At 71.0% G+C, this 19,201-nt stretch carries 20 protein-coding genes; 11 read left to right on the forward strand and 9 right to left on the reverse strand.

Going from position 1 to position 19,201, the window contains the following annotated elements; all coding sequences use genetic code 11:
* Position 1 precedes the first annotated feature (1 nt).
* Genes G6N60_RS14725 through bfr form a run of 3 tightly spaced genes read right to left on the reverse strand, consistent with a single transcriptional unit; the run spans position 2 to position 2,425 of the window.
* Positions 2-1,354, reverse strand: a complete 1,353-nt coding sequence (locus tag G6N60_RS14725; protein WP_163738477.1) for a type I glutamate--ammonia ligase — start codon at positions 1,352-1,354, stop codon at positions 2-4.
* A gap of 45 nt (positions 1,355-1,399) precedes the next feature.
* Positions 1,400-1,882, reverse strand: coding sequence for a carboxymuconolactone decarboxylase family protein (locus G6N60_RS14730; protein WP_163738480.1), 483 nt, complete (start codon positions 1,880-1,882; stop codon positions 1,400-1,402).
* 51 nt (positions 1,883-1,933) lie between these two features.
* Positions 1,934-2,425, reverse strand: coding sequence for a bacterioferritin (bfr, locus tag G6N60_RS14735; RefSeq protein ID WP_163738483.1), 492 nt, complete (start codon positions 2,423-2,425; stop codon positions 1,934-1,936).
* Positions 2,426-2,674: 249 nt separating this feature from the next.
* Here bfr and G6N60_RS14740 point away from each other — a divergent pair, with 249 nt between their 5' ends.
* On the forward strand, positions 2,675-2,866 hold the full coding sequence (locus G6N60_RS14740; protein WP_163738486.1) for a (2Fe-2S)-binding protein: 192 nt from the start codon (positions 2,675-2,677) through the stop codon (positions 2,864-2,866).
* Here the strand turns inward: G6N60_RS14740 and G6N60_RS14745 are convergent.
* Together G6N60_RS14745 and G6N60_RS14750 are read right to left on the reverse strand one after the other, a co-directional pair.
* Positions 2,863-3,627, reverse strand: a complete 765-nt coding sequence (locus tag G6N60_RS14745; protein ID WP_163738489.1) for an enoyl-CoA hydratase/isomerase family protein — start codon at positions 3,625-3,627, stop codon at positions 2,863-2,865. The two genes, G6N60_RS14740 and G6N60_RS14745, sit on opposite strands and share 4 nt — an antisense overlap.
* Before the next feature lie 48 nt (positions 3,628-3,675).
* Complete coding sequence (locus tag G6N60_RS14750; RefSeq protein ID WP_163738492.1) at positions 3,676-4,395, reverse strand: EthD domain-containing protein; 720 nt, start codon at positions 4,393-4,395, stop codon at positions 3,676-3,678.
* Positions 4,396-4,481: 86 nt separating this feature from the next.
* On the opposite strand from G6N60_RS14750, the gene G6N60_RS14755 reads away from it, so the two are divergent.
* Positions 4,482-6,416 (forward strand): FUSC family protein, encoded by a 1,935-nt coding sequence (locus G6N60_RS14755; RefSeq protein ID WP_163738495.1) that lies wholly within the window; start codon positions 4,482-4,484, stop codon positions 6,414-6,416.
* 12 nt (positions 6,417-6,428) lie between these two features.
* On the opposite strand, the gene G6N60_RS14760 is transcribed toward G6N60_RS14755, so the two are convergent.
* Both G6N60_RS14760 and G6N60_RS14765 read right to left on the reverse strand, forming a co-directional pair.
* Positions 6,429-7,052: a PaaI family thioesterase gene (locus G6N60_RS14760; RefSeq protein WP_163738498.1), complete on the reverse strand. Its 624-nt coding sequence runs from the start codon at positions 7,050-7,052 to the stop codon at positions 6,429-6,431.
* A 42-nt stretch (positions 7,053-7,094) separates the two neighbouring features.
* Positions 7,095-7,661, reverse strand: coding sequence for a TetR/AcrR family transcriptional regulator (locus tag G6N60_RS14765; protein ID WP_163738501.1), 567 nt, complete (start codon positions 7,659-7,661; stop codon positions 7,095-7,097).
* A 96-nt stretch (positions 7,662-7,757) separates the two neighbouring features.
* Here G6N60_RS14765 and G6N60_RS14770 point away from each other — a divergent pair, with 96 nt between their 5' ends.
* The 4 genes from G6N60_RS14770 to G6N60_RS14785 all read left to right on the forward strand — a co-directional run bounded on the left by G6N60_RS14770 (position 7,758) and on the right by G6N60_RS14785 (position 13,081).
* Positions 7,758-9,287, forward strand: coding sequence for an FAD-dependent monooxygenase (locus G6N60_RS14770; protein WP_163738503.1), 1,530 nt, complete (start codon positions 7,758-7,760; stop codon positions 9,285-9,287).
* 79 nt (positions 9,288-9,366) lie between these two features.
* A complete protein-coding gene (locus G6N60_RS14775; RefSeq protein WP_163738506.1) occupies positions 9,367-10,779 on the forward strand; it encodes an allophanate hydrolase in 1,413 nt (470 codons plus the stop codon).
* Positions 10,776-11,474: a cysteine hydrolase family protein gene (locus tag G6N60_RS14780; protein ID WP_163738509.1), complete on the forward strand. Its 699-nt coding sequence runs from the start codon at positions 10,776-10,778 to the stop codon at positions 11,472-11,474. Before G6N60_RS14775 ends, G6N60_RS14780 begins: the two co-directional genes overlap by 4 nt.
* A gap of 11 nt (positions 11,475-11,485) precedes the next feature.
* On the forward strand, positions 11,486-13,081 hold the full coding sequence (locus G6N60_RS14785; protein WP_163738512.1) for a SulP family inorganic anion transporter: 1,596 nt from the start codon (positions 11,486-11,488) through the stop codon (positions 13,079-13,081).
* 101 nt (positions 13,082-13,182) lie between these two features.
* Here the strand turns inward: G6N60_RS14785 and G6N60_RS14790 are convergent, their stop codons facing one another.
* Entirely contained in the window at positions 13,183-13,566 is a 384-nt protein-coding gene (locus G6N60_RS14790) for a cupin domain-containing protein (RefSeq protein ID WP_163738515.1), read from the reverse strand.
* A 112-nt stretch (positions 13,567-13,678) separates the two neighbouring features.
* Here G6N60_RS14790 and G6N60_RS14795 point away from each other — a divergent pair, with 112 nt between their 5' ends.
* The 5 genes from G6N60_RS14795 to G6N60_RS14815 are packed head-to-tail and all read left to right on the forward strand — an operon-like array spanning position 13,679 to position 18,753.
* Positions 13,679-14,272, forward strand: coding sequence for a TetR/AcrR family transcriptional regulator (locus tag G6N60_RS14795; RefSeq protein ID WP_163738518.1), 594 nt, complete (start codon positions 13,679-13,681; stop codon positions 14,270-14,272).
* Positions 14,265-15,374 (forward strand): DUF3533 domain-containing protein, encoded by a 1,110-nt coding sequence (locus G6N60_RS14800; RefSeq protein ID WP_170312563.1) that lies wholly within the window; start codon positions 14,265-14,267, stop codon positions 15,372-15,374. Before G6N60_RS14795 ends, G6N60_RS14800 begins: the two co-directional genes overlap by 8 nt.
* Entirely contained in the window at positions 15,301-16,992 is a 1,692-nt protein-coding gene (locus tag G6N60_RS14805; protein ID WP_163738520.1) for a tetratricopeptide repeat protein, read from the forward strand. The genes G6N60_RS14800 and G6N60_RS14805 overlap by 74 nt, the downstream gene beginning before the upstream one ends.
* Positions 16,976-17,455 carry a nucleoside deaminase gene (locus G6N60_RS14810; RefSeq protein WP_163738523.1) on the forward strand — a complete coding sequence of 160 codons (480 nt, stop codon included), beginning with the start codon at positions 16,976-16,978 and terminating at the stop codon, positions 17,453-17,455. The genes G6N60_RS14805 and G6N60_RS14810 overlap by 17 nt, the downstream gene beginning before the upstream one ends.
* Positions 17,452-18,753, forward strand: a complete 1,302-nt coding sequence (locus tag G6N60_RS14815; protein ID WP_163738527.1) for an alpha-amylase family protein — start codon at positions 17,452-17,454, stop codon at positions 18,751-18,753. The genes G6N60_RS14810 and G6N60_RS14815 overlap by 4 nt, the downstream gene beginning before the upstream one ends.
* On the opposite strand, the gene G6N60_RS14820 is transcribed toward G6N60_RS14815, so the two are convergent.
* Positions 18,750-19,193, reverse strand: coding sequence for a DUF1810 domain-containing protein (locus G6N60_RS14820; RefSeq protein WP_163738530.1), 444 nt, complete (start codon positions 19,191-19,193; stop codon positions 18,750-18,752). The two genes, G6N60_RS14815 and G6N60_RS14820, sit on opposite strands and share 4 nt — an antisense overlap.
* Positions 19,194-19,201 lie beyond the last annotated feature (8 nt).

A 19,201-nucleotide genomic window follows, 5' to 3' on the forward strand; every position in this document is an offset into this window, starting at 1 on the left:
GTCACACGCTCCAGGCGAGCCGGAACCGGTCGGCGAGCTCCTCGGGGGTCAGGTCGCCGAAGTTCTGGTGCTCGTAGCGCCGGACGGCCGCGATGGCCTCCACCGCCGAATCGCCGAGAATGCTTCGCAGCAGCGCGGATTCGGCGAATGCGTCGATCGTGGGCGGCTGGGAGTTCGACAGCAGCACGATCCCCGCGGCATCGAGCTCCTGTTCGGTGAGCGTCGCGGGGTCGACCGTCGTCTCCTCGGGCAGGGGCAGTTCGCGTTCGATGCCGTCGAGCGCCAGGCCCAGGATCGCCGCCGAGGCGAAGTACGGATTGGCCGACGGATCGATGACCTTGACCTCGACGTTGGCGCCGTGGGGATTGCCGGGACCACCCTCGAGGAACCGGACGGCCGCCTCGCGGTTCTCGGTGCCCCAGCACACCCGCGCACCCGACCAGCTGCTCGGCTGCAGGCGCAGCCCGGACAGGATCGACCCGCACAGCGCGCCCTGGGCCTCCGGTAGACCGTTGAGCACGCCCGCGATCGCCGCCTCCCCCGCCGGCCTCGTGCCGTGTACGCCCCGCCCTCCGGAGAACAGCGGGACGCCGGAGTGCTCGAGCGAGAAGTGTTGGTGCGCACCGGATCCCACGGCCCCGGCGAAGGGCACCGGGGACATGCTGACCCGCAGGCCGTAGCGGCGGGCCGCCCGCCCGACGATGATCCGCAGCAGGGTCAGGTGGTCGGCCGCGGTGACCGGCGACCGCGGGGCCAGGGAGATCTCGAACTGGTTGGCGCCGTATTCGGGGTGGAACTGCTCGATGGCGACCCCGGCCGTCGTCGCCGCGACCGTCACGTCCTTGACGAAGCCCTCGTACTCCAGCACCCCGGCGAGGCCGTATTGCGCCCACAGGTGCGCGGGCAAGCGGGAGCCATCCGGCCCGACGAGGACGAACTCCATCTCGTGGCCGATGAGGGCCGAGAAACCGGCCCGGGCCAGTCGCTCCTCGATGCGCGCCAGCGTCCCCCTGCTGCAGAACGGGTCGGGTGACCCGTCCTGCTGGAAGAACGAGCCGGGGGCCCAGGCCAACCCGTCGCCGAGGATGGTCAGCGCGTCGAGGTCGAGCCGAATCCGGCGGTCGCCGACGACCCCGATGTCACCGCCCACCACGACGCCGGCCTGGTCGATCGCGAAGACGTGCCAGACGGGGCTGGCCCCCAGGCCGGGGTCGGCGAACCCGCCGATCCGTCGGACCGGCACGGTCTTGGCGTGGATCAGACCCGCCGGGTTGACGACCGTGCCGACGACGCTGACGACTCCTTCTGACTCGAGCCGCGCGATGGCCGCGGAGGCGAGTGGTGTGGCTGCCATGGGCTCATTCTGCACGTGGCCGCGCCGCGGGGTGGGACCCGAGGATCACAGCGTGATGGTGCAGGCCTGCCCGATGTCCAGGGTGCGCAGCATGCGGCCCATGCCCAGCCACAGCGCACACGACAGCGCGAGGTCGGTCAGCACCTCGGCGTCGAACTGCTCGTGGGCACGCCGCCAGAAGTCCTCGTCGTCGCGCAGCGCGGTGTGATCGCGGGCGAACCGGGCGGCGAACTCGGCGGCGATGCGCTCCTGCGGGCTGTACCCGGGCCAGGTCTGCCACTGCGCGGCGTGGTCGTAGAGGTCCTCGTCGACCCCCGCGGCGACGCCGTCGGAGTCCCTGGTGTTCTGGCAGACGATGCACTCGTTGTCCAGGGCGATGACCATGCGGGCCAGTTCGCGGGTCCGCAGCGGCAGCCGATTCTTGGTGTAGACCGCATTCGCGAAGTTGGCTATCGGGACGCCGATGTCGGGTGACTTCGTCACCCAGGCGGCAACGTCGTCGTCGGCGAAGTCTCCGATTCTGCTCATCGCCGCATCGTACGCTCGACGGCGGGTTTCTGGAACGCGTTCTAGTTAGGGCTATCCGTTGCCGACGTGCGGCGGGCGGGCCACGCACTGCGCCGAGTAGAGCTCCACCCCGAGTGTGTCCATCAGCTGCAGCTGGGTCTCGAGGTAGTCGATGTGGTGCTCCTCGTCGGCGAGGATCTCCTCGAGCAGGATCGCGCTCGTCGAGTCCTGCTTCTCGCGGCACATGACGACCCCGGGCTTGAGCCGCGCCATGACGTCGTACTCGATGGTGAGGTCGGCCTCGAACTGCTCGCGCAGCGTCTGCCCGATCCGCAGGGAGAACAGCCGCTGGTAGTTCGGCAGCCCGTCGAGCAGCAGGATCCGATCGGTGATGCGCTCGGCATGCACCATCTCCTCGAACGCCTCCTTGCGGGTGTAGGCGGCGAGTTCGGTGAAGCCCCAGTTCTCCTGCATCTTGGAGTGCAGGAAGTACTGATTGATCGCGGTGAGTTCGCTCGTCAACTGCTCGTTGAGCAGTTTGAGGACGTCGGGATCGCCTTGCATCGGTTGCTCCTGTTTCACCGGACGGGCTGGGCTGTCGCGCCCACCCAACCTAGTGCACCCACCGGTCCGCGAGGGGCGATCTCCGACCGACGCGCGGCCGTGTCCCGGCTCGGCGCCGGCGTCCGAAGACCCACGAATGTCGCCGAGAGGATGGACTGGCTGTCCTAACTAAGGGTACGCTTCACTTATCTGATCGCCACGCCGCCGCGGCATGCGGCGCACCGACGTCGACGAAGGACTGAACCGCGCATGTTCGTCTGCCTCTGCACCGGCGTGACCAGCAAGTCCGTCACCGATCTCGTCGCCTCGGGGGCCACCACCTCCCGGCAGATCGCCGACGCCTGTGGCGCGGGCTTGGACTGCGGACGCTGCAGGCGCACGGTCCGCGCCCTCATCGAGGCGGCGCTGGCGCCGCAGTGTCCGGTGCACGCGGCGAGCTAGCCGGACGCCTCCCGCCGGTCGGCGAACGCGGCCAGGGCGTCGGCATTGGCTACTCCCCCGAGCAACTCGGCGAACTGCGCGTACTCGCGTGCCGCGGCGGCCGCGATCTCGGCGCGAGTCGGTTCCACCATGGTCTGCTTGACGGCCATCAGACTCGAAACCGGGCGGGAGGCAAGCACTTTCGCGTGCCGCATCGCCTCGGGCAGCAGGTCGTCGGGCTCGCACACCTTCCACGCGAACCCCATCCGCTGCGCCTCCTGCGCGTCGATCCATTCCGAGGAGAGCAGCATCCAGGCGGCGTTCTGCCGTCCCACCAGTTGCGGAAGCAGGTAGGACGAGGCCGCCTCTGGGGCCACCCCGAGGCTGGTGAAGGGGCACTTCAGCCGGGCCGTCGTCGACATGAAGACCAGATCGGCGTACCCGAGGATCGTCGCCCCGATGCCCACCCCGAGACCGTTGACGGCCAGGATCAGGGGTTTGCGGAGCGCCGTCAGCGTCTCGATCATGCCGGGGAAGCCGTACTCGCCCGACTCGAAGTTCGGGTCGGTGATCCTGGCCTGCATCTCGAGCAGGTCGTTGCCGGCGCTGAAGGCCCTGCCGCTGCCGGTCAGCACGACGACCGCGACGGCGGGGTCGTCGTCGGCGGCGCGCAACGCGACCGTGGTGGCGTCGTAGAGCGCCTCGTTGAAGGCGTTCAGGGCCTCGGGACGGTTGAGCGTCAGGGTGCGCACGCCATCGGCGTCGTCGATCTCCACCAGCACGGCGGCAGCGTATTCGTCAACCGTTCGAGTACGTGCGACCGGGCTCCGTCAGCGCGACGGTGTCGCCTCCGCGGCGAACGGCGTGCGCAGGACGTACCGACTGGTCGGAACGGTGTCGACGTTGCGATCGGCACCGAAGGTGGACGTGCTGGCCACCATGCGGTTCATCCGCGCGCTCAGGTCGGCGTCGTCGGCGGCGCCGAAGAACGCGTGCAGGTCTCGGGTCGCCTCGATGGGGAAGAGTTCCTCGACGATGGCGGCGAGCGCCGGCGCCTCCGGGGTGAGCGCCCGCACGACCGCGTTCTGGACGTAGCCGAACGTGGACTGGGTCGCGATGGCGACCGGGGTGTGGTCGACGTGCCAGCGCGCGAACCACGTGGGCTCGTCGAGCTCGGGGGGTCGCCGCAGCAGCGCCACGTTCGCGAACCCCGGCGTGCGGGTGCCCGGTGCGGTCGGCGGGGGCGCCAGCGGCACGGACTCGGTCACCACATAGGCGTCGACGCGGGCGAACTCACCCTCCAGACGCTTTAGGGCACCGAGCACGTGCGGGCCGTAGGACTGCGGCGTCCAGATGCCGACGAAGCCGACGACGGGCGGGTTCATCGTCGTCAACGTCATCAGCGAGCCGTCGACCGCGGCGTCGCGCACGTTGACCGCGAGACCCGGCGCCCCCAGTGCCAGCAGGTCATCGGCGATCTCGGTGCGGACCCTCGTCGGCCACGCGTCGTCGCCGGCCGGCCCCCGCAGGGTGATGATGACCTTCTCCACCTCGTGAACGTACCGCCGCGCCCAGTCGCATCACCCACGATGGGCCGACGATTCGGTAGGTTTTGACGAGTTGTGATGGTCATGCGATGAAGGGTTTACCGCTGCGGCTCGCCACGCCTGATCTGGGTGCGGTGGGGCGCAGTCTGCTCGGCGTCATGGTCGCGGCGGGCGCCGGTCTGACCTGGGGTGCGGCAGGCGCGGCGACGGCTGCCGCCGGGTCGGCGGTCATCGCCGGCGTGACCGCGCTGCAGGACAGTCCCCGCGGCCCGCTGGCCGTGGTCACCGCGACGTCCTTCGAGATGGGTGCCGCGGTCCTGCTGGGCACCGCGACGTCCTCGAGCGGCGTGCTGTTCGTCCTGGTGGCCGCGGCGTGGTGCTTCCTGGCGGGCGTGCAGTGGGGGGTCAGCGCCAGGGCCGGGTTGATCGCCACGGCCGGCGGCGCCTTGCTCGTCACCGCACCGCCCGTAGCCCCCACCCTCGGTTCCGTCGCCGGGGCGACGCTGCTCGCCATCTTCGGCGGTCTGGTGCAGGCGGCGCTGATCGGCCTATGGCCGCGACGCCGGTGGCGGATGCAGCGCGACGCGCTGACGCGGGCCTACTCGTCGCTCGGCACCGACGCCGCGAATCTCGCGGCCGATCACCAGACCGGGGTGGACCCGCGGCCGCTGACCTGGTTGCGCGACGCCGTCGCGCAGACCGACCGGCAGGTGCGTCACCGCCCCGTCGCCTACCGGGCCTGGTATGCACTGCCCCAACGCATTTCGGTCACCCTGACCGCACTGGCGGGACGCGCCCCCGGCGACGCGGGGGTGACCGAGGTCCTGCGGGCCGCCGCGTCGGTACTCACGGCGGTGGCCGGTCGCGGCCGCGCCGCCAAGCAGCGCGCCAACGACGGGTTGCAGTCGGTCGACGCCGCGGCGGGCACCGTCGACGTCGCGAACGTCACGCTCGCCCACCGCCTGTCCCAGCAGCTGCGCGAGGCGGTCGCGCTGCGCTTCGGCGTGACGTCGACGGTCCCCGCCGCGACCGCCGCCATCGGCGGGCACCTCACCCGCGAGTCGCCGATCCTGCGGCACGCCGTCCGGTTGGCCACCGCCGTCGGCGCCGGGGTGGGCATCGAACGCTTCGCCGACGTCCCGCACGGGTACTGGATCGCGCTCACCGCGCTCATGGCGTTGCGACCCGAGACCGCGCACACCTACACCCGCTGCGTGGGCCGGATCGGCGGCACCGCGGTCGGCATCGTCGCGGCGTCGGTCGTCACCGCGGTCGTGCACCCCACCGGGCTACTCGCCGCGGTGTTCGTCGTGGCGGTCCTCCTGGTCGGGTACGCGACGTCGACGTCCGGATACGTGGTGCAGAGCGCGGCGCTGACGGCCGCCGCGGTGTTCCTGATCGACGTGTCGGGAGGTGCGAGCGGGGGCTCCATGACCGATCGCCTGATCGCGGTCCTCATCGGTGGGGCGCTGGCGCTGCTCGTCCACGCCGCCCTCCCGGACGACTCCATGGTCCGACTCCGGCAGCGCGCCGGCGAACTGCTCAAGACCGAGATCGAGTACGCCGCGACCGTGGTCAAGGCCTTCGTGCACGGCCTCGACAGCCCCGGGGAGGCGCTGGCCGCCGCGTGGGAGCGGGCCTTTCGGGCCAGGGCCGCCTTCGAGGCGGCGGCAGGCGCGACGCTGTCGGACTCCGGGGAGCTGCGCCGCTGGCTCAAGACCTATCGCACGGCGCTGAATGCGGTCACGACGTCCTGCGCGGCGTTGGAGGCCAGCCTGCCCCCCGAGCCGTCACCGGCGTTGAGCGGCGACTTCGTCGTGGCCGTCGACGAATACGCCGACGCCCTCTGCGGTGGGCCCACCTCGCCCGGCGCGCCGTGGCGCATCGACGGCGACCGGGTCGCCGCGGCCGAACAGCGCATCCGCGAGGCGGCCCGCCAACTCGGTCCCGACGACACCGCCAGCCGCGTCCTGGTGGCCGAGATCGGCGACATCACCAAGAGCCTCATCGGCATCACCGACTGAGACGCGACGACGTCAGTCGCGCGCCCACCGCGGTTGGATGAAGACGCCCTCGGCCTCGACGGTGACGCCCTCGGCGTCGGCCAGGTGTCCGGCGGCGTATGCCTTGACGCCCTCGGTGCGGACCATCGAGGCCTCGACGTGCAGGGCGCCCAGCGGCGTGATGCGCCGGTACCGCAGCGTGATGGTGCCGGTGAGTCGGGGACTGGCCGAACTGCTGGCCACCTCGCCGAGCGCGTGGTCCAGGATGAGGGCTGCGACGCCCCCGTGGACGTGCCCGGGTGGCCCCTCATAGGCCGCGCCGAGGTGAAAGTCCGCACGCACCAACCCATCCGGGGTCTTCGTGAAGGTCAGCGGGGGCGCCACCGGGTTGCGGACGCCGATCACGACGTTGCCCCACGGCATGGCGTCGCCCTCGCTGCCGTGGCGGACGCCGAAGGCGCCGTCGAGCTGGCGGCTGCGCAGTCGCGCGGTGGCGGCCTCGATCTCGCGTCGCGCGGCGGCGACGGCGTCCTCGCCCGCCTCGGTCCGGATGGTGGCGTCGATCAGTTCGCGGACCGACCGCGTCAGCGGTTCGTAGATGCCGCGCAGCCGTGCGACGTCCTCGGCGCTGAGGTCTTCCACGGGAAAGTCGAGCACCCTTGCACTAGAACACGTTCTACCGTCGGTGTCGAGTTGCCGCTAGGCCGTCGGCGCGGGTCCGACCAGCAACTGCTGAATGACCGGGCCCGCCCAGCGGACCAGCTCGTCGTAGCTGAGATCGGCGACGGCCGGGTTGCGCAGGACGTAGCGGGTGGTGGCGAGACCGATGATGAACGAGCCCATCAGGCCGGCGCGCTGCATGGCGTGATCGGGCGTCACGGCGAACAGCACCGGCGCGACCTGCGTCGCGAACACCTGGCGCATGGTCTCTGCGGCGGTGGCGCTCGTCATGGCCGCCCGCAGGAGTGCGACGAACGTCGTGTCGCCCTCCCACACCGCGAAGAACCTCGGCAGCAGCACGGCAGCCAGGTCGGCGGGGGCGACGCCGGCGAGCTCCGGGAGGTCGAGGGTGAACTCGGCGGCGGCGGCGAACAGGTCCTGTTTGCTGCCGAAGTAGCGGATGACCAGAGCCGGGTCGACGCCCACGTCCGCGGCGACCGCGCGCAGCGTCGTGCGCTCGAAGCCGTCGGCGCCGAAGCGGGTCCTGGCCGCGGCCAGGATGTCGGCACGCGTCTCGCGCGCATTGCGGGCCCGGGTCGTCGGCATGACCCGAGCCTATGTCACCAACCGTTGACAGCCGGGAGGCGGGCCGCCTACGGTGTAAGTCACCAAGTGTTGACATAGCCGATCAGAGGAGCCGCCATGGAGTACGCCCGGGACGACCTCCCCGTTCTCGTCGTCGGCGCCGGGCCCACGGGCCTGACCGCGGCGCTCGAACTGTCCCGACTGGGCATCGCGGTGCGCATCGTCGACGCGGCCCTCGAGCCGTCGACCACGTCGCGCGCGCTGGGCGTGCAGGCCCGCACCCTCGAACTGCTCAGGCCCCGTGGCGTCGGCGACGAACTGGTCGCGCTGGGGAACCGGGCCAGCCGCACGGCCCTGCACGCGGCGGGCCACCGCCTCGCGAGCATCGAATTCACCGGCATGCCAAGCCAATTCGACTACATCCTACTGCTGGCTCAATCCGAGACCGAACGCGTACTCGCCGAGCAGCTCGGTCGCCAGGGCGTCAAGGTCGAGCGCGGCATCCGATTCACCACGCTCACCGAGCGCTGCGACTCCGTCGCCGTCGTCCTGACCGCCCGCGACGGCGCCACCGAGACCGTCGACGCGTCCTACGTCATCGCCGCCGACGGCTCGCACAGCCCCATCCGCAAGCACCTGGGCCTGCCCTTCACCGGTCGGTCGCTGCCGCAGCAGTACGTGCTCGGCGACGTTCGGCTCCACGGCGACCTCGCCGAGGACCAGCTGTCGATCTTCCTGGCGACCCGCGGCTTCCTGGCGGTGTTTCCGTTGGGCGACAAGCGATTCCGGCTCATGGCGACCGACCCGGACGGCCTCACCGGGGACCGCGACGAGCCCACGCTCGACGACGTCCAGGCGCTCTTCGACCGCGCGGTGGGCAGACCGGTCCGGCTGTGCGAGCTCGATTGGAGTTCGCGCTTCCGCATCAACAGTCGCCACCTGGAGACGCTGCGCCACGGCCGGGTGTTCTTCGGTGGGGACTCGGCCCACGTGCACAGCCCGGCGGGCGGACAGGGCATGAACGCCGGCATCCAGGACATGGTCAACCTGTCGTGGAAGCTCGCGATGGTCCTGCGCGGCACCGCCAGACCCGAGCTGCTCGACACCTATGAGTCCGATCGGCTTCCGGTGATCCGGCAGCTGGTCGCGATGACCGAACGGGCCACCAGGGTCTTCAACTCGACCAATCTCCTGGCCCACGCGGTGCTGACCCGGGTGGCGCCCCTCGTGCTCGCCAGCGCCCGAGTGCAGGGCAAGGCGGCACCGCGGCTGGGCCAGCTGTCGGCGTCCTACCGCCGCGCTCCCCTGGCCAGCGGCGGCGGCCGACTCGGCGGGCTGCGGGCCGGTGATCGCGTGCCCGACGCCGAGCTCGCCGGCGGCGGCAGGCTCTACGACCTCCTCGACACCGCGGCGCCCACGCTCCTCGTCTCGGGCCCGACCCCCGACGAGGCCCGACGGATCGCGAACGCCGTCGGACCCTGGGCCGACGTCGTCGGGGTGCGGACCGTCGACCTCCCCGCGGCCGTCGCCGCACCACCGGGCTGGCTCCTGGTCCGCCCCGACGGCTACCTCGCCGCGGCCGGTCCCTCGGGAGACGTGCGTCGGCTCCACGGCTGGCTCGAGCGGTGGCTGACGACCCCCGCGTAGCTCCCCCGCCACGAGCGGCTAACACGATCGATACACGGCCGTACTGCGATCGCCATCATCGTGGCGACAATCGATTCTCATGGCTCGTGACGCACAGGGACCGTCCATCGGACCTTCAGTCTCCGAGGTGCTGGCCTCGCACGCCGGCGGCACGGGTTCCCCCACCAAGACCGCGACCAGGGTCGCCGACGCCATCGCGGCCCGCGGGGACGACGGCACCTGGCTGTCGACGGTGCCGCGCGAGGACCTGCTCGCCGCGGCGGCCGCGATCGAGCAGCGGCCGGGCGCTCGGACCCTGCCGCTCTACGGCGTGCCCTTCGGCGTCAAGGACAGCATCGACGTCGAGGGCGTGCCGACCACACTGTCCTGTCCGGACTACTCCTATGTCGCCACCGCGACCGCCCCCGCCGTCCGGCGACTGCTCGACGCGGGTGCGCTCTACGTCGGCAAGACCAACCTCGACCAGTTCGCCACCGGCCTGAACGGCACCAGGACGCCGTACACCGTGCCGCGCAGCGTCTACGGCGGCGACATGATCTCGGGCGGTTCGAGTTCCGGGTCGGCCCTCGCCGTCGCGCTGGGGCAGGTCCCGTTCGCCGTCGCCACCGACACGGCGGGGTCCGGCCGCGTGCCCGCCGCGCTCAACGGCGTCATCGGCTACAAACCGTCGCGCGGACTCATCAGCACCGTGGGGTTGGTGCCCGCCTGCAAGTCGCTGGACTGCCTCAGCGTCATGGCGGGGTCGATCGACGACGTCGATCGCGTCATGGACGTCATGATCGGCCGCGACGACGGCGACCCCTGGTCACGCGACCGCGGTCCCCGCCACCGCGGCGGCCCCATCCGGGTCGGCCTGCCGCCGGTCGGCGACCTCGACTTCTTCGGCGACGACGCGATGCGCCTGGCCCACCTGAACTTTCGCGAGCGGCTCGCCGGGTACGGCGACGTCACCGAGGTGTCCCTCGCGCCGTTCCTGGCCGCCGGGGCGCTGCTGTACCAGGGGCCGTGGGTCGCCGAACGACTGGTCGAGTTCGGCGACTTCCTTGCCGCTCGACCCGATTCGATCCACCCGGTGGTCCGGGAGATCCTGCGCAGCGGGCAGCGCTACACCGCCGTCGACGCGTTCGCCGCGCTGCAGCGCCTGCAGGAGCTGAAGGCCGAGGTCGGCCGGCTGTGGGCCGACGTGGACGTACTCGTCGTCCCGACGATCGGCACCACGTTCACCGTCGACGAGGTACTGGCCAAGCCCATCGAGTGCAATACGGTCCTCGGCCACTACACCCACTTCGGCAACCTCCTCGACCTGCTCGGCGTCGCAGTGCCGCTCGGCACCACCTCTGACGGAAGGCCCTGCAGCGCAATGCTTCTCGGCCCCGCGCTGACCGACGACACGGTGCTCGAACTGGCCGCCACGATCCTCGACGAACCCCGCACCCGGGTCAGCGACGCCGCCGCGCCGCTCGTCGCCACCGCATCCCTGGAGAAGGCATGACCACATCGCACGAGGTACCCGCGGAGCCGACCCCGTTTCGGCTCGTCCCCGGCAAGACCGCCCTCATCGTCATCGACATGCAGCGCGACTTCATCCTGCCCGGCGGATTCGGCGAGAGCCTCGGCAACGACGTCGACCAACTGCTGAAGGTCGTACCGCCGCTCGCGGCACTGATCGCCGCCGCGCGCGACGCCGGAATCATGGTGATCCACACCAGGGAGGGGCATCGGCCCGACCTGTCGGACTGCCCACCGGCGAAGCTGAACCGCGGCGCACCGTCACAGCGGATCGGCGACCCCGGCAAGTACGGCCGCATCCTCATCCGCGGCGAGTACGGCCACGACATCGTCGACGAACTCGCGCCTGCGCCCGGCGAAGTGGTGATCGACAAGCCCGGCAAGGGCGCCTTCTACGCGACCGAACTGCAGGACGTCCTCACCGGGGCGGGCATCACCCAGCTGCTCGTCACCGGCGTCACCACCGAGGTGTGCGTCCACACCACGACGCGGGAGGCCAACGACCGCGGTTATGAGTGCCTCGTCGTATCCGATTGCGTCGGTTCTTATTTCCCGGACTTCCAGCGGATCGGCCTGGAGATGATCAAGGCCCAGGGCGGCATCTTCGGCTGGGTCGCCGACAGCGCCGCCGTGATCCCCGCCCTCGCGGCTCTCGGCACGCCCCTGTCCCAGGTGTAGAGGAGATCGCCATGTCGACCGACGTCACCGAGACGCCGTCCGATCCACCCCGGGCCAAGCCCTCCGGCTCGATCCCCTGGTGGACGCGTGGTGACACCAACGCGTTCTTCGGCCTCGGGTTCAACATCCTCGTCAACGTCCTGACCCTGACGGGCTTGATGATCGGCGTCGTCAAGGTGCCTGCGACCGACGTGCTCGGCACCGTGCTGCCCGCCCTCGGCGTGGCGCTCGTCCTCGGCAACGTCTACTACACGTTCCTGGCCCGGCGCCTCGCGCGCCGTGACGATCGCAGCGACGTCACGGCCCTGCCGTACGGACCAAGCATGCCGCACATGTTCATCGTCGTGTTCGTGGTGATGCTGCCGGTGTACCTGAACACGAAGGACGCCATGCAGGCCTGGCAGGCCGGGTTGGCGTGGGCGTTCATGATCGGCGTCATCGTGATGATCGGCGCGTTCGTCGGGCCCTACGTTCGCAAGCTCACGCCGCGGGCCGCGATGCTCGGCACGCTCGCCGGCATCTCGCTGACGTTCATCTCGATGCGCCCGGCCGCCCAGATGTGGGAGGCCGCGTGGATCGGCCTGCCCGTGCTGGCGATCATCCTGATCGGCTTCTTCACCGACGTGCGTCTGCCGTTCGGCATTCCGGTCGGGCTGGCCGCACTGCTGATCGGCACCGCGATCGGCTGGATCGGCGGGTACATGTCCGCCCCCGACGTGGGAAAGGCGTTCTCCGACATCGCCATTGGCGTGCCCGACCTGCGCGTCGGGATGCTGCTCTCCGGGTTGTCGCACCTGGCTCCCCTGCTGGGCACTGCGATCCCGCTGGGCGTCTACAACTTCACCGAGGCCATGAGCAACGTGGAGAGCGCCGCGGCCGCCGGTGACGACTACAACCTGCGCAGCGTGCTGCTCGCCGATGGCGCGGGCGCCTGCATCGGTTCGGCCTTCGGGTCGCCGTTTCCCCCGGCGGTGTACATCGGCCACCCCGGATGGAAGGACGCGGGCGGACGGGCCAGCTACTCACTCGCCAGCGGCGTCGTCATCGGAATCTTGTGCTTCCTCGGGCTTTTCGGCGTGCTCGACGCGCTGCTGCCGGTACCCGCGATCGTGCCCATCCTGCTGTACATCGGCCTGCTGATCGGCGCCCAGGCGTTCCAGGCCGTCCCGCGCCTGCACGCCGTCGCCGTGGTGGCGGCCATCCTGCCGAACCTCGCGCAGTGGGCCAGCGGGCTGATCGACAACGCGCTCAACGCCGCGGGCACGTCGGCCACCAAGGTCGGCATGGATGCGCTCAACGGGGCGGGCGTGGTGTACCACGGCCTGCAGACCCTCGGCGAGGGCGCGGTGCTCGTCGGGTTGATCCTCGGCACCATGGTCACCTTCGTGCTGGAGAAGCAGTTCATGTACGCCGCCATCGCGTCGGCGGTCGGTGCGGTGCTGGCGTTCATCGGCCTGATCCATGCGCCGCAGGTGCAGTGGGCCGCGAATCCCGGTGTCGCCCTGGGCTATTTGTTCTTCGGCGTGGTGTGCGTGCTGTATTCGTTCCTGCCGGGCGCCAAGGAACCGGTCGTCGTGGACGAGTCCGACATCGTGGCGGGCCACTAATTGGGCGTCGTGGCGGGCCACTAGGTTCTCCCCGCGAGCAGACGGAAAAGGCCCTGAATTGCCCCCATTGAGGGCCATTCACGTCTGCTCGCCGGGGGACGTCAGTCGCGGATGAAGGGGACGGTGGTGGCGGGGGCGAGCACGACGTACATCCGCCGCCACGGGTCGGAGCCCTCGAGCCGCCACTGATGGCCGGAGCCCTCGGTGTCCTCGGCGAGCAACACGTCCCCGGGGTGCAGCGTGAATTCCTCCCCGTCGCGCGTGGTGAACACCAGCGTGCCCGCCAGCGTCACCACGAGTTGACGGACCGGCGCCGTATGCCACGCCAGCGAGCCGCCGCCCGCGGTCTCCTCGACCGTCACGTGGGTGGCCGACATCGCGCCGGACACCAGGTCGTCGTTGCGGCCGCTGCTCATGTCCAGCCGGCCGATCTCGACGTGTGAGGAGCCCTCCTGTCCGGTCCACAGCCGGACGCATCGGATCATGGCCGTCACGGTAGTACGCCCGCGAGTTCCGCGTCACACCTGCGCCGATCAGTGTCTTAGTTAACCTACCTTTTCGTAGTCAGTTGTCCACGAAGTGATCTACGCTCAGTGCATGCCCAGTCGCACCCACAGCGCGGACCCCCGCGCCGAACGCGTCCGCACCCTGTTGCGCGACGCGGCGTTCGCGCTGGCACACGAGCGGCCCGTCGACGAGATCACCGTCGGTGACCTCGTTGCTCGCGCCGGGGTGAGCAGGCAGGTCTTCTACCGCCACTTCACCGATCGCGACGACGCGGTCGCGACGGCGTTCGCCGTGGCCTTCTCCGCCGCCGCCGCCGACATTCGCGGTGACGCCAGGGCGCGGATCGTCGCGCTGTTCGCGTTCGCCGCCGAGCACCGCGAGATGTACCGCAACGTCGTGCCGAGCGCCGTCACCCAGCGGGTGGTCACCGCCTTCCGCGACGAACTGCGGCCCGCGTGCGACGAGATCGCCGCCCACGGCATGCCCGTCGTCGGCCCCATCGCCGACATCGCGCCCGAGGCCGTCAGCCGCTTCCTCGTCGGCGGCTTCCAGGAGGTGCTCCGGTCCTGGATGGAGGACCCCGACGCCACCGACCTCCGCGGCCGGGTGACCGCCGCCCTGGACACCGTCGACGCGCTGCTCGGCCTGACCACGACCCGTCAAGAAAGGCACCACCATGGGTAAGCACGAAGTCCCCCACGAACACCACCTGCCGCACGTCGGCGACCTCGCCAATCGACGGGTGTCGCGCGGCGACGTCCACAAGATGGTGCTGACCATGGCGGCCCTGACCGTGTTCGTCGTCGCCATGATCGCCAGCTACAGCGGCGCGTTCGCCAAGCCCACGCTGCACCACCTCGACGTCGCGGTCGCCGGACCGCCGCAGCTCGTCGAGGGCATGCGCGGTCAGTCCCAGCTGTCGGTGACCGAGGTCGCCGACGCCGCCGCCGCGCGGGACCGGGTGTACGACCGCTCGGCCGACGCCGGCTTCGTCGTCGGCCAGCCGGGGCAGCTCGCGATCTACGTCGCCGGGGGCGGTGGCCGCAGCGTCGCCAACGCCGCCGAGAGCGTCGGCCGTGCGGTCGCCGCCAAGGCGGGCCTGACGCCGGTCGTCCAGGACGTGGCGCCCACGACCGCCGCCGATCCGCAGGGCACCGTCGAGTTCTACGCCGTGATCTTCCTGTCGATCGGCGCCACGCTGGGCGCCTCGGTGTTCGGCTTCATGATGGGCAGCGTGCGCCGGTTGTCGACGCTGGCGCTGCGCACCCTGAGCCTGGCCGCGTACTCCGCCCTGCTGGCCGGCGGCGTCACGATCTACGTCGACGCCATCCTCGGGGCGCTGACCGGTCACACCTGGCAGGTGTTCGGCGCGCTGTGGCTCTACGCCCTCGGCGTCGCGGGCGCCGTCACCGGTGTCGCCGCGGCGTTCGGGCCCATCGCGTCGGGGTTGGTGACGCTGTTCCTGATCATCGTCGGCAACGCTGCGGCCGCCGGCCCCGTCGGCCTGCCCCTGCTGACCGGTTTCTACCGGACCTTCAACGGCATCGTGCCGCAGGGCTCCGGTGTGGCACTGCTGCGCAGCATCTCCTACTTCGGTGGCCACGGGGCCCTGACACCGGTTGTCACCCTGGCCATTTGGGGCGCCACCGGATTGACGCTCGCGGTGATCGCAGTGCTCGCCCCGAAGGCGTGGACGAATTATCGTGCCAGCCATGACCGCTACCGCGTCGGGGCCGAGCGCCACGGATCCGTACTACGACCTCGGATCCCATCACCGGTCGACTGACACGCCCTCGGCCCAGGCCCAGCTGTGGTTCGACCGCGGCTTGGTCTGGGCCTATGCGTTCAACCACGAGGAGTCGATCCGCTGCTTCGAGCGGGCGCTCGACCTCGATCCCGACTTCGCCCTGGCCCGCTGGGGCATCGCCTACGCCATCGGGCCGAACTACAACAAGGCCTGGGAGGCCTTCGATCCGACCGACCTGGCCGTGTCGCTGGCCACCGCGCGACGCGAACTCGAGCGCGCCCGCCACGGCCGCGCCAGCGCGGTCGAGCGCGGCCTCGTCGAGGCGCTCGTCGCGCGCTTCCCCACCGACGATCCCGACGACGTCGACGCCTTGACCGCGGGCCACGCCGCCTACGCCGACGCCATGGCCGCGCTGGCGCAGGCCTACCCGGACGACGTCGACGTCGTGGCCCTGGCGGCGGACGCGCTGCTGAACGTCTCGGCGTGGGCGCTGTGGGACACCAGGACCGGTGAGCCGGCACCCGGGTCGCGCGTGCTGCAGGCCACCGCGCTCCTCGAGCGGGCCCTGACGACGGAGGCGGGTCGTCGCCACCCCGGCGTCCTGCACCTGTACCTGCACGCCATGGAGATGTCGACGCGCCCCGAAGCCGCGCTGCCCGCAGCCGACCTGTTGCGCGGGCTGGTCCCCGACGCCGGGCACCTGCAGCACATGCCGAGCCACATCGACGTGCTGTGCGGTGACTACGGCAGCTCCATCGTCGCGAATACCGCTGCCGTGCAAGCGGATCGCCGCTTCGTCGACCATGCCGGACCGCTCAACTTCTACTCGCTGTACCGCGCCCACGATCTCCACTTCGTCGTGTACTCGGCGATGTTCGACGGTCAGTTCGCGACGGCGCTCCGGGCGGCCGACGAGCTGGCCGGGCAGCTGACCCCGGAACTGCTGTCCATCGCGTCGCCGCCCATGGCCGACTGGCTGGAGGCGTTCGTCCCGCTGCGGGTGCACGTGCTGATCCGGTTCGGCCGCTGGGACGACGTGATCGCCGAACCCGTTCCCGCCGACGCCGGGCTGTACTGCACCACCGCCGCGACCGTCCACTACGGTCGCGGCATCGGGTACGCGGTCACCGGCCGCGTGCCCGAGGCCCTCGCCGAACGGGAGGCGTTCGCCGCCGCCTACGCCGCGATCCCGGACAGCCGCTACCTGTTCAACAACACCGCGCGTGACATCCTCGCCGTCGCCGCGGCCATGCTGGACGGCGAGATCGCCTACCGCCAGGGCCATTTCGACGAGGCGTTCGAACATCTGCGACGTGCCGTCGCGCTGGACGACGCGCTGCCGTACGACGAGCCGTGGGGCTGGATGCAGCCGGCGCGGCACGCCTACGGCGCCCTGCTGCTCGAACAGGGACACGTCGCCGAGGCCGCCACCGTGTACGCCGCGGATCTCGGTCTGGACCCGACGCTCGCACGCTGCTGCCAACACCCCGGGAACGTGTGGAGCCTGCGCGGGTACCACGACTGCCTGACGCGGCTGGGCCGCACGGACGAGGCCGCCGGGGTCGCGGCGCAACTCGCGTCGGCGAGCGCGCGGGCGGACGTGCCCATCCTGGCGTCGTGCGCCTGCGTACACTCCGGCTGTGGCGATCAGCGATGACGACCTCGGTCACCTCCACCGGTGCGTGGAGCTGGCCAGGCAGGCGCACCAGGCCGGCGACGAGCCCTTCGGGTCGCTGCTCGTCGATGCCGACGGGGTCGTCCGCATCGAGGACCGCAACCGGATCGGGGACGGCGACGCGACCCGCCACCCGGAGTTCGAGATCGCCCGCTGGTCCGCCGCGCACCTGACCCCCGACCAGCGCTCCCGCGCCACGGTCTACACCTCCGGTGAGCACTGCCCGATGTGCGCGGCCGCGCACGCCTGGGTGGGACTTGGCCGCATCGTCTACGCGGCGTCCAGCGCTCAGCTCGTCGCGTGGCTGCAGACGTGGGGCTCCGTCCCCACTCCCGTTGCGCCCCTTGCGGTCTCGACGATCGCCCCGGCTACCCCGGTCGACGGGCCCGCCCCGGAACTGGCCGACGAGATGATGGCACTCTACGAAGCGGCGTTCCGCCCATGAGCGATCCGGCGTGGGTCGAGCACGCGATCTGGTGGCAGCTCTACCCCCTCGGCTTCGTCGGTGCCTTCCCCGCCGACCCCCCACCGTCGCCCGACGAGCACCGGCTACGCAGGATCGCGGCCTGGTTCGACCACGCCCTCGAACTCGGCGCCTCGGGGATCGCGGTCGGTCCGCTGTTCGCGTCCCAGACCCACGGCTACGACACCGTCGACCACTACGCCATCGATCCGCGCCTCGGTGACGACGCCGACTTCGACCACCTGATCGCCGAAGCGCGGTCGCGCGGTCTGCGGGTCCTGCTCGACGGGGTCTTCAACCACGTCGGCACGGAGTTCGGCCGCTACCGGGAGGCGCTCGCCGGTGGCGACGACAGCTGGTTCCGCAAGGGCCGCAACGGGTTTGCCACCTTCGAGGGCCACGACGGGCTCATCGCGCTTAACCATCGCCACCCCGCCGTCGTCGACTACGTCGTCGACGTCATGCTGCACTGGCTGCGCCGCGGCGCCGACGGATGGCGCCTCGACGCCGCCTACGCGGTGCCGGACCGCTTCTGGGCGGAGGTGCTCCCCCGGGTGCGCCACGAATTTCCCGACGCATGGTTCGTCGGCGAGGTCATCCACGGCGACTACGTCGCGACCGTGGCGGCGTCGACGGTCGACTCGGTGACCCAGTACGAGCTGTGGAAGGCGATCTGGAGCAGCCTCAACGACGGCAACTTCCACGAGCTCGACCATGCGCTGTCGCGGCACGGCGAATTCCTCGACGCGTTCGTCCCGATGACCTTCGTGGGCAACCACGACGTCACGCGCATCGCGAGTCGGTTGGACGACGAGCGCCACGTCGGGCATGCGCTGGCGCTCGTGCTCACGATCGGCGGGACGCCCAGCGTGTACGCCGGCGACGAATGGGCCTACCGCGGCGTCAAGGAGGAACGCGTCGGCGGCGACGATGCCGTGCGCCCCGAATTCCCCGTCGCACCCACCGAAGCCGAGCACCTCGGCCACGACGCCTTCCGGCTGCATCAGCACCTGATCGGGCTGCGGCGACGCCACCCCTGGCTGCACACCGCCACGACCTCGGCACTGCATCTGGACAACCGCCAGTACGTCTACCGGGTCGGCTCGGAGCAGGGGGCGCTCCTGGTGGCGCTCAACGTCGACGACGCGCCCCTGCGAATGTCGTTGGCCGAGTTGGGCATCGACGCCGGCACGATCGTCGCGGGGTCGGGCGCCCCCGCCGAACGCGGCATCGACCGCCTCGACGTCGAACCCCACGGCTGGGCCATCGTCGCGATCTAGCCGGACCCGAGGAGCCTCAGCGTCATGGGGTCCGGTTCGCCGCCGTAGTACTTCTCGAGCACCGCGACGAAGTCACCGGCATCCCCGACGTCCCCGGCCGCTTCGGCGAACAGCGTCATCGACGACCTGAGCTTCAGCCCGTCGACGTGGCCCATCAGCTGCTCGGCCGTCGGGGCGCCCGACGATGCCACCAACTGAGCGCAGCGACGCAGTCGCGGTCCGAGCACGTCGTGCGCGAGGTAGGCCACCGCCTCGTCGCGCGATCCGATGCCGTAATAGGTGGCCGTCTCGGTTCGACCCAGACCGCGAAGCTGCGGGAAGACGAACCACATCCAGTGGGAGCGTTTGCGTCCGGAGCGCAACTCGGCCACGGCGGCGTCATAGGTCCCGCCGCGGTCCTGCGCGTCGACGAACCTCTGCAGATCGTGGGCATCGGCCATCACCCCAC

The sequence above is a fragment of the Mycolicibacterium madagascariense genome (assembly GCF_010729665.1).
Classification (GTDB): domain Bacteria; phylum Actinomycetota; class Actinomycetes; order Mycobacteriales; family Mycobacteriaceae; genus Mycobacterium; species Mycobacterium madagascariense.